Origin of the sequence: Actinomadura logoneensis (assembly GCF_003428695.1) — a bacterium.
Classification (GTDB): domain Bacteria; phylum Actinomycetota; class Actinomycetes; order Streptosporangiales; family Streptosporangiaceae; genus Spirillospora; species Spirillospora logoneensis.
In genome coordinates this window covers 1-9,451 of sequence record NZ_QURH01000196.1, presented here as the reverse complement: position 1 = coordinate 9,451, position 9,451 = coordinate 1, and the positions used below count along the sequence as shown (strand labels likewise).

Annotated in this window: 7 protein-coding genes and 1 pseudogene; 4 read left to right on the top strand and 4 right to left on the bottom strand. The window is 74.8% G+C overall.

All coding sequences use genetic code 11. From position 1 onward, the window contains the following. The first annotated feature begins 109 nt into the window (after nucleotides 1–109). Genes DZF91_RS10525 through DZF91_RS10515 form a run of 3 tightly spaced genes read left to right on the top strand, consistent with a single transcriptional unit; the run spans nucleotide 110 to nucleotide 2,577 of the window. A complete protein-coding gene (locus DZF91_RS10525; RefSeq protein ID WP_117357288.1) occupies nucleotides 110–940 on the top strand; it encodes a PHP domain-containing protein in 831 nt (276 codons plus the stop codon). Nucleotides 941–950: 10 nt separating this feature from the next. Continuing rightward, nucleotides 951–1,661, top strand: a complete 711-nt coding sequence (locus DZF91_RS10520) for an MBL fold metallo-hydrolase (RefSeq protein ID WP_117357290.1) — start codon at nucleotides 951–953, stop codon at nucleotides 1,659–1,661. A gap of 13 nt (nucleotides 1,662–1,674) precedes the next feature. Beyond that, nucleotides 1,675–2,577 (top strand): RecB family exonuclease, encoded by a 903-nt coding sequence (locus DZF91_RS10515; protein ID WP_235834199.1) that lies wholly within the window; start codon nucleotides 1,675–1,677, stop codon nucleotides 2,575–2,577. Nucleotides 2,578–2,821: 244 nt separating this feature from the next. On the opposite strand, the gene DZF91_RS10510 is transcribed toward DZF91_RS10515, so the two are convergent. Together DZF91_RS10510 and DZF91_RS10505 are read right to left on the bottom strand one after the other, a co-directional pair. Further along, nucleotides 2,822–3,727: an oxygenase MpaB family protein gene (locus DZF91_RS10510; RefSeq protein ID WP_117357287.1), complete on the bottom strand. Its 906-nt coding sequence runs from the start codon at nucleotides 3,725–3,727 to the stop codon at nucleotides 2,822–2,824. 194 nt (nucleotides 3,728–3,921) lie between these two features. Further along, a complete protein-coding gene (locus tag DZF91_RS10505) occupies nucleotides 3,922–4,809 on the bottom strand; it encodes an alpha/beta fold hydrolase (RefSeq protein ID WP_117357286.1) in 888 nt (295 codons plus the stop codon). Nucleotides 4,810–4,878: 69 nt separating this feature from the next. On the opposite strand from DZF91_RS10505, the gene DZF91_RS10500 reads away from it, so the two are divergent. Continuing rightward, nucleotides 4,879–5,565 carry a glycerophosphodiester phosphodiesterase gene (locus DZF91_RS10500; RefSeq protein WP_117357285.1) on the top strand — a complete coding sequence of 229 codons (687 nt, stop codon included), beginning with the start codon at nucleotides 4,879–4,881 and terminating at the stop codon, nucleotides 5,563–5,565. 35 nt (nucleotides 5,566–5,600) lie between these two features. Here DZF91_RS10500 and DZF91_RS10495 read toward each other — a convergent pair whose 3' ends face one another. Beyond that, complete coding sequence (locus tag DZF91_RS10495; protein WP_117357284.1) at nucleotides 5,601–7,676, bottom strand: phosphocholine-specific phospholipase C; 2,076 nt, start codon at nucleotides 7,674–7,676, stop codon at nucleotides 5,601–5,603. 286 nt (nucleotides 7,677–7,962) lie between these two features. Beyond that, nucleotides 7,963–9,451: pseudogene (locus DZF91_RS39645) on the bottom strand (hypothetical protein); the annotation flags it as partial.

Sequence of the window (9,451 nt, the reverse complement as noted above, 5' to 3'; positions counted from 1 at the left end):
GGCCCCAGGGGCCGGGCCGCCGCAGCCCCTTGGGCCGGGGCGCCGCAGCCCCTTGGGCCGGGGCGCCGCAGCCCCGGGGCGAGCCGCCGCGGCGCAATAGGCTCGGGGGATGCGGATCGATCTGCACACCCACAGCAGCGTGTCGGACGGGACGCGTCCCCCCGCGGAGGTCATGCGCCGGGCGGCGGCGGCCGGGCTGGACGTGGTGGCGCTGACCGACCACGACACCACCCGCGGCTGGGACGAGGCGCGCGCCGCCCTCCCGCCCGGCCTGCGGTTCGTGCCGGGCGTCGAGCTGTCCTGCGAGCTGGACGGGCGCAGCCTGCACCTGCTGGCCTACCTCTTCGACCCGGACGACCCGGAGCTGAACGCCGAACTCGCGCGCCTCCAGGAGTCCCGGGACAGGCGCGGACGCGAGATGGTCGAACGGCTCCGCGAGCTCGGCTCGTCCGTCACGCTCGGGCAGGTCGAGCGGATCGCGGGCGGGGCGCGCATCGGCCGGCCGCACCTGGCCCGCGCCATGGTCGAGGCGGGGACCGTCGCGTCCTTCGAGGAGGCGTTCACCGCGGACTGGATCGGCGCCGACGGCCGCGCCAACGTCGCCCGCTACGCGCTCGATCCGGTGCGTGCCGTCCGGCTGGTGCGGGCGGCGGGCGGGGTGTCGGTCCTCGCGCATCCGCGGGTCGAGCGCGGCGGCGCCTTCGACGACGCGGTGATCCGCCGGCTGGCCGGGGCGGGACTGGACGGGGTGGAGGTGGACCATCCCGGGCACGAGCCGGCCGACCGCGCCGCCCTGCGCGTCCTCGTGGCGGAACTGGGCCTGGTGGGGACGGGTTCCAGTGACGACCACGGCGAGCTGAGCGGCGACCGGATCGGCTGCGAGACGACCGCCCCGGAGGCGTTCCGGCGGCTCGTCGCCCGCGCGGGCGGGGCGCGGTAGGGTGCGGGGCGTGGACGCGCGCATCGAACAGGTGGTGACGTCGGGTCGGGTGACCCTGGACGACACCGAGTACGAGGTCGAGACCAACACCTACATCGTCGGTGACGACGACGACGTCATCGTGATCGACCCGGCCAACGACGCCGAGGCCATCCTCAAGGCGGTCGGCGACCGGGAGGTCATGGCCGTCCTGCTGACCGACGGCAACGAGCACCGCCTCGGCGTGGTGCTCGAGGTCGCCGCGGCCGGCGAGGAGGACGAGGAGAACTGGGCCCCCATCGCCCTGCACCGGGCCGACCGGCTGCTCTGGCGCGACTACTTCGGCCGCCTCGCCCGCGAGGAGGAGGACGAGGAGGACGCCAAGGCGCTGCGCTCGCTGGAGCCCGACATCTGGCTGGAGGACGGCGGCGTCTTCGAGATCGCCGAGGCCCAGCTGGAGATCGTGCACACCCCCGGGCACACCCCGGGCAGCGTGAGCGTGATCAGCGAGCAGCTCGGCGTGCTGTTCTCCGGTGACACGCTGCACCGCGGCCGGCCGGGCTCGATCGGCGGCGTCTACGACGACCTGCGCAAGCAGCTCAACTCGATCGGCGCCCTGCTCACCCCGCTGCCCAAGGACCTGCGGGTCCTGCCGGGCCAGGGCGAGGAGACCACCGTCGGCGACGAGGACGCCCGCTGGGAGAGCTGGGGCGCGCTCGCCACCGAGGGCGACGACGAGTAAGGGCCCGTCCGCCTTGGCGCAGGAGCAGCTCGGCTTCGAGGGCATGCCGCGACGGCTCTACACCTGTACGCCGTCGCGGCTGAACGCCTGGCTGGACTGCCCGCGCCGGTACCGGATGACCTACCTGGACCGTCCGGCGCCGCCCAAGGGCCCGCCGTGGGCGCACAACAGCGTGGGCGCGAGCGTCCACAACGCCCTGGCGAACTGGTGGAAGCTCCCGCTGGAGGAGCGCACGCCCGAGGCCGCCGGGACGCTGCTGATGCGCGGCTGGCTGACCGACGGTTTCCGCGACGGCGAGCAGTCCGCGCGCTGGCGGGCGCGGGCGCGCGAGATGGTCGAGCGGTACGTGGCCCGTGTCGATCCGGCGGACGAGCCGGTCGGCGTGGAGCGGACCGTCGCCACCCGCACGTCCCGGATCGCCGTGTCCGGACGCATCGACCGGCTGGACGAGCGCGCCGGTGAGCTGGTCGTCGTCGACTACAAGACCGGCCGGCACGTCCTGACCGCCGATGACGCGCGCGGTTCGCTGGCCCTCGCGCTCTACGCGGTCGCCGCGTCCCGCGTGCTGCGCAAGCCCTGCAACCGCGTCGAGCTGCACCACCTGCCGTCCGGGGAGGTCGCGGTGTGGGAGCACACCGCCGAGTCCCTCGGCCGGCACGTCGCGCGCGCCGAGCAGATCGCGGACGAGGCGTCCGCCGCCGACGACGCCTACAAGGCGGCGCGGGTGCCGCGTCCCCGCACCGGCGAGGCCCCGGTCGTCGACCACGCGCCGTGGGACGAGCTGTTCCCGCCGCGTCCGAGCAACCTGTGCGCCTGGTGCGACTTCTCCCGGCACTGCCCCGAGGGCCGCGAGGCCGCGCCCCGCAAGGACCCCTGGGCGTCCCTCGACGCCGCCGAGGCCGAAGCCTCCCAGTAAACGCCGAGAGGCGCGGCGCCGCCCCCTGCGCGCCGGATGCCGCGCCCTTCGAGGGCCGCCGAGGCCGAAGCCTCCCAGTGACCCCGAGAGGCGCGGCGCGGCCCTTTGCGCGTCGCGGATGCCGCGCGTCCTCTGGGCCGAGGTCAGTGCGTCCCTGTGGGAGCCGGAGGCGGCGCGTCCACGGGACGTCCCCGCGTCGGGGCTACGGGACGTCCCCCCGTCGGGAGGCGCGGCCCCTGAGGTCTCATGAGATGGACGGGGTCCGGGTGGGCCAGCGGCGGGGGTCGCGGAGGCCGTAGAGGCCGTGGCGGGTGTCGTAGCCTTCGGCCGCCAGGCGCTGCCGTGCGCGTTCCAGCATGTCGCGGGTGGGCTTGGCGAAGGCGAAGTCGTGCAGGCGCTCCGGGACGGCGCTCAGGGCCGTCCGGAAGGAGCGCAGCGCGGCCGTGACGGCGGGCTGGGGCACCTCGGGCAGCACGCCGTACATCCGGCGGGCCCAGTCGGGCAGCGAGTAGTAGCAGAGCGCGCCGAACGGGAAGTAGCCCGGCTTGCCGGGCGCGAGGAACCGCAGGTTCTCCGGCAGCGTCGGCCACAGCAGGAACCGGACGGTCGCGGCGGCCTCCTCGGTGACGCGCAGCGCCGGCCGCATGTCGTTGAGGTACTCGTCCATCTCCCGGACGGATCCGGGGACGTCCTCGGCGTGCAGGCCGACGAACGTGGCCGTGTGGCGCTGCTCGTCCAGGTAGCGGTCGGCCATCGCGTCGGTGAGGGGCAGGCCGGACCGGCGCGCGACCTCCAGGTAGGACTGGACCTCGGCGCAGTGCACCCAGCGCAGCAGCTCGGGCTGGTCCAGGCGCTCCTTGCGGCCGGTGTCGTGGTTGAGGATGCGCAGGCTGCGGTGGATGCCGCGGACGCGCGCCGCCAGCTCCTCGATCTCGGCCGGGGCGCCGAACGTCGCCGCCCCCACGAAGTCGGCCGTGCGCTGGAGCCGGCCGAACGGGTCCTCCTGGAAGTTGGAGTTCTGCCAGACGCCCCACATGGCGACCGGGTGCAGGGCCTGGAGCATGAGGCCGCGGACGCCGCCGACCCACATGGACCGGTCGATGTGCACGCGCCAGGTGACGCTTTCGGGGGGAACGACCGTAGCCGCCATCACGCACCTCCGGTGAGACAAACCTCAGTAAGTGTGTCATTACTGAACTCGGTTCGGTCAACCGGGGCCCGCTCAGCGGACGGCCGTCCAGCGGCCAGACGGCGGGCAGTCGTTCAGTGGGCGGACGGCGGGCGGCCGTTCAGCGGGCGGACGGCGGGCGGCCGTCCGGCGGGCGGGCGGGCGGTGGGGGCGGGTCAGCGGAGGGCGCGTTCGGCGAGGGACCAGAAGTCGGTGAGGGCCGCGGCCGTGGTCTCCGGCGCGTCCACGGCGGGGGAGTGCGCGGCGCTCGGGATCACGACCTTCTCCGCGCCGAGGCGCTCGGCCATGGCCGCCTGGACGCGGGGGTCCCACACGTCGTCGTCCTCGCCGTAGAGGACGAGCGTGCGCAGGCCCTCCTCGGCCATGAACTTGGCCAGCTCGTCCACGCGGTCCGGGCAGGTGGTCAGCTCGGTCGCCATGGTCATCAGGCCGGTCTCGCAGTTGCCGAGCGTCCGCGCCTTGAGGAAGGCCACGATCTTCGGCGGGACGCCGCGGTTCACCGCGTCCGGCTCCAGGGCCAGCGTCCAGATCTGCTCCATGCCGAGCTGCGGGATCGAGTCGCGCAGCAGGACGGCCTTCTCGGCGGACGGCCCGGTCAGCGCGCCCGGGCCCGAGCTCATCAGCGTGAACGACGCCACCCGCGCCGTCCGGGCGAGCACCGCCTCCCGGGTCACCAGCCCGCCGAACGAGTGCCCGACCAGGTGGACGGGCACGTCGTCGTCCGCGCCGAGCACGGCGGCGAGGGCCGCCACGTCCGCGCCGAGCTCGGCGCGCGTGTAGGACTCCGGGCCCGTCCCGGCCGGGGTCTCGTACTGGCCGCGCATGTCGACCGCGAGGACGCGCCGTCCGGCCGACGCGAGCGTCTGCAGGACGGAGAGGAAGTCCTCCTTGCTCCCGGTGAAGCCCGGCACGAGCAGCGCGGGCCACCGTTCGGGCACGCCGGAGCCGGGCAGCGCCTCCAGGGCCGCGAACCTCCCGCGGGAGGTCTCGACGAACGTCCGGCGCACTCCGGAGGGCAGGGTCAGGAACCGGGGCGTACTCACGGGCCGCCAGCATACTGAACGCCCCGGTCGGAACACCGCCGTAGAGGCTTCGGTGGTAACGTTCCGGGCGTGGCCACGCACCCGGCGGTCTCCGCCCACCGCCGTGACGCGGCGGGCCTGACCGGACTCCACGACGCCGCCCGCTCGGGCGCCGAGTACGTCGAGATCGACGTCCGGCGCACCGGCGACGGCGCGCTGGTCGTCCACCACGATCCCACGGTCGGCGGTCTGCCTCTGGCACGGCTCGCCCACGAGCGCGCCGCCGAACTCGCCGACCATCCGATCCCGCTGGTCGGCGACGCGCTGGAGATCATCGCCGGACGGGCCCGGGGCCACCTGGACCTCAAGGAACGCGGCTGCGAGACCGAGCTGGTCGCGCTCGCCGAGGCGGCGCTCGGCCCGGACGGCTTCGTCGTCACCACCCGCGACGTCGCGAGCATCCGGCAGATCAAGAGCGACTTCCCGCACGTCCGGGTGGCGATGTCGGTGGGCCGCAGCCTCTGGGAGCTGGGCGCGCACCGGGACTTCGCCCCGGTGCGCGCGATCCGCAGGTCCGGCGCGGACCTGGTGGCGCTGAACCACCGGCTCGCGCGCGTCGGCGTCCTCGCGCAGATCGCCCGCGCCGGGTTCCCCGCGATGATCTGGACGGTCAACGCCGAGCCCCAGATGCGCCGCTTCCTCGCCGACCCGCGCGTCGAGGTCCTGATCACCGACCACCCCCGCCGCGCGCTGGACCTCCGCGCCGCCTCCGCCTGACCCTGCCTGGGCCCGCCTGAGCTCGCCTGAGCGGGTCAGCCGGTCGTTCCGGCGCGGCCGTTCTCCAGGCGGCCCATGAGGCGGCGGCGGAACGTCGTGTCCGCCGTGGTCGTGATCTCGACGTCGTACCAGCCGTCGCGGGTGGGCCAGGTGATCGTGCGGGTGGCCCCGGGCGCGAGCGTGACCGTCCTGGTGGACGTCCCGTAGCCGAGGGCGCGCAGGGAGAAGGCCAGCGTGTCCCGGCCGGGGTTGGAGAGGCTGATCGCCAGCGTGCGTGCGGCCTTGGCGGACGAGCTGACGACGGTCTTCGCCGCCTTGCCCGCGACCGTCCCGGCGAACTCGCGCCGGAAGCCGTTCGGGCCGGTCAGCGTGAGGCGGTATCTGCCGTCCTTGACGGGGACGCGGTCGGTCTGCGACTTCGCGACGTCGTAGTGGCGCGGCGTCGCGAACTCCTTCGCGTACGGGTAGAGCGCGAAGTGCGTCGAACGCGTCCCGTGGTTCCGGAGGGTGACGAGCAGCGCGTCGCCGTCCAGGCGGGCGCTCGCCTCGGGCCGGTAGGGGAGCGGCCGGGCGGGCTTCACGCCGGGCTCCACGACCGGGTCCTTCTGGACGACCGGGGGCAGCGCGGGCCAGCGGTAGAAGAACTTCGGCGGATCGGCGGGCCGGGCCGGACGCGCCGGACGCGCCCGCCGGGTGAAGTCGAACGCCGAGGTCAGGTCGCCCGCGACCGTCCGGCGCCAGGCGCCGATGTTCGGCTCCCGGACGCCCAGCCAGCGCTCCAGGAACCGGATCGTCGAGGTGTGGTCGAACACCTCCGAGCAGACGTTGCCGCCCGCCGTCCACGGCGAGACCACGATCATCGGGACCCGGAAGCCGAGGCCGATCGGCTTGCCGTCCACCCACTCGTCCTTCGCGGACGCGGGCGGCAGCGGCGGCGGGACGTGGTCGAAGTAGCCGTCGTTCTCGTCGAACAGCAGGAACAGCGCCGTGGACTCCCAGACGCCGGGATGCGAGGCCAGGGCGTCCAGCACCTCGTAGGTGATCCCCGCGCCCTGGACCGGGCTGCCCGAACTCGGGTGCTCGGAGTCGGCCGCGGACGCGACGATGTACGACACCTGCGGCAGGCGTCCGGCGGCGACCGTCTCGCGGAAGGTCCGGGCGAGCGTCCCGCCGTGGACGCGGCGCAGGCCCCGGTCGAACAGGTCCCGCTCGGCCGCCGGGAGCGCCGCCACGGCCTTGTCCAGGTTCGCCAGCATCGTCGCCTGCGCGGCGGGCTCGGCCTTCGCGACGGCCTCGTAGAACGCCGTCAGGCTCTTGTACTGGCTGAACGACCCGAGGGCCTTGCGCATGACCCCCTTGAAGGTCACGAGGAACTCGATCGCGTTGTCGGTGAAGTTGTCCCACTCCTGGAACACGCGCCAGCTCACGCCCGCCTTCGACAGGCGCTGGGCGTAGGAGGTGAGGGCGTAGCCGGGGTGCGTGTCCTCGCTGTAGGCGTCGTTCTCGACCGCGCGGTGGCCGTTGGGCTCGTAGCCGATCGTCCCCGTCCAGTGGTACGTCCGGTTGGGGTTGGTGGGGCCGAACACCGAGCTGTGGTAGGCGTCGCAGATCGTGAAGGTGTCGGCCAGCTCGTACTGGAACGGCAGGTCGCGGCGGTCGTAGTGGACCATCGTCGGGAGCTGCTTGGCGGCGATCCAGCCGTCGTGCCAGCCGTCCCCGCGCGCCTTCTGGCCGCCGTCCCACGAGTGGTCGAGGCCCGCGATGTAGTTGACGTCGGTGAGCGGGCCGTGGTCGATGGCGTCCCGGGCGAGGAACGGCTTCACGCGGCGCAGCGCGCCCTTCTGGTGGAACACCGGGTGGCCGTCGGGCAGTTCGATCGCGTTGCGGTCGGCGTACCCGCGGACGCCGCGCAGCGTCCCGAAGTAGTGGTCGAAACTGCGGTTCTCCTGCATGAGGAAGACCACGTGCTTGATCGCCCTGAGGCCGCCGGGCGGCAGCGGGCGGGCCAGCGCGGCGTGGACGGACGGCGGCAGGAGGGACGCGGCCGTCGCGCCCCCGGCGACGGCGGCGCCGGACGCGAGGAAACGGCGGCGGGAGGGACCGGAGCTCATGCCGAGAACGCTGGGCTCCCGCGGTAACGGGAGGACGGCGGTCCCGTATCGCCCCGGCAACGAACATGAAATTTCTTCGAGTGTGCCCCGCCCGCGGAACCGGGCGCCGCGTCGGTTCCGCGAACGGAAACGCACGAACATGAAATTTCTTCGAGTGTGCCCCGCCCGCGGAACCGGGCGCCGCGTCGGTTCCGCGAACGGAAACGCCGGTCCCGGGATGTCCCGGGACCGGCGTTCACGTGCGTTCCGCGTCAAGCGCGTCAATCGCGTCAGGCGCGTCGGGCACTCAGACGCTCTGCGGCTCCTCCACCGGAGCTCCGGCCGCCCGCCGGGCACGCCGCGGCTTGGCGGCGGGCTCGGCCTCCGCGGTGTCCGTCGCGTCGGCGGCGGCAGCGGTGGACTTGCGGGCCCGGGTCCGCTTCGGCGCGGGCTCGGAAGCCGTCGCGTCCGCCTCGGTCGCGGCCGTCTTCCGCGCGCGCTTCGGCTTGCCCTCGACCACGTCCGCCGCTTCCGCCGCGGCGGGGGTGGTCTTGCGGGCCCGCGTCCGCTTCGGAGCCGCCTCGGCCGCCGCCTCGTCGGCGGGAGCCTCGGGCGCCGCGGTCTTGCGCGTCCGCGTGCGCTTCGGCGCGGTCTCGGCCGTCACGGCGTCCTCGCCGGACACCTCGGCGGCGGCGACCTTCCGCGTCCGCTTCGGCTTGGCCTCGGGCTCCGCGACGGTCGCCTCGGCCTCGGCGGGAGCCTCGGTCGCGGCGGCCTTGCGGGTGCGGGTGCGCTTGGGCTTCTCCTCGGTCACCGCGGCGTCGGCCGCGCCGGCCGTGTCGGCCGTGTCGGCTTCGGAGGGCGCCTCGGCGGCCGTGCTCTTGCGAGCCCGGGTGCGCTTCGGCTTCTCCTCGGCCTCCGGCGTGGCGCCGACCTCGGACGTGGCGCCGACCTCGGACGTGGCGTCGACCTCGGCGGGTGCCTCGGTGGCGACGGCCTTGCGGGCACGCGTCCGCTTCGGCTTGGCCTCGGCCTCCGCGACGGTCGCCTCGACCTCGGCGGGAGCCTCGGTCGCGGCGGCCTTGCGGGTCCGCGTCCGCTTGGGCGCCGCTTCGGACGGCGCCTCCGCGTCGGCGGTCACCTCGGTGGCGACGGCCTTGCGGGTGCGCGTCCGCTTGGGCTTCTCCTCAGCGGGTGCGGCCTCCGTGGACACGTCCGCGCCGGTGGCGGGCGTGGCGGTGGCCTCGGTTTCGGCGGCCTTGCGGGTGCGCGTGCGCTTCGGGTTCTCCTCGGCCGGTGCGGCCTCGGTCGTCGCGTCCGCGGTGGTGGCGGGCTCGACCTCGGCTTCGGCGGCCTTGCGGGTCCGCGTGCGCTTCGGCTTGACCTCGGCGGACACGTCCTCGCCGGTGGCGGGGACGGCCTGGGCGTCAGCGGGAGCCTCGGTCGCGGCGGGCTTCCGAGTGCGGGTGCGCTTCGGCTTGGTCTCGGTCGCGGCGGCGTCCTGGGACGTCTCCGGAACCGTGACCGTCGCCTCGGCCTCGGCGACGGGCGCCTCGGTCGCGGCGGCCTTGCGCGTGCGGGTGCGCTTGGGCTTCTCCTCGACCGGAGCGGCCTCGGCCGTCACGTCCGCGGTGGTGGCGGGCGTGGCGGTGGCCTCGGTCGCGGCGGCCCTGCGGGTCCGCGTGCGCTCGGTCTCGGCCGCGGGGGCGTCCGTGACCGGCGCGGCCGTGACCTGGACCTCGGCGGGAGCCTCGGTCGCGGGCCGGCGGGTGCGGTTGCGCCTGCGGGTCGGCTCG

What these genes read in the sequence shown, in the direction of transcription:
- DZF91_RS10525 (WP_117357288.1), top strand. Translation starts at nt 110, where the DNA reads ATGCGGATCGATCTGCACACCCACAGCAGCGTGTCGGACGGGACGCGT.
- DZF91_RS10510 (WP_117357287.1), bottom strand. Translation starts at nt 3,727, where the DNA reads ATGGCGGCTACGGTCGTTCCCCCCGAAAGCGTCACCTGGCGCGTGCAC.
- DZF91_RS10495 (WP_117357284.1), bottom strand. Translation starts at nt 7,676, where the DNA reads ATGAGCTCCGGTCCCTCCCGCCGCCGTTTCCTCGCGTCCGGCGCCGCC.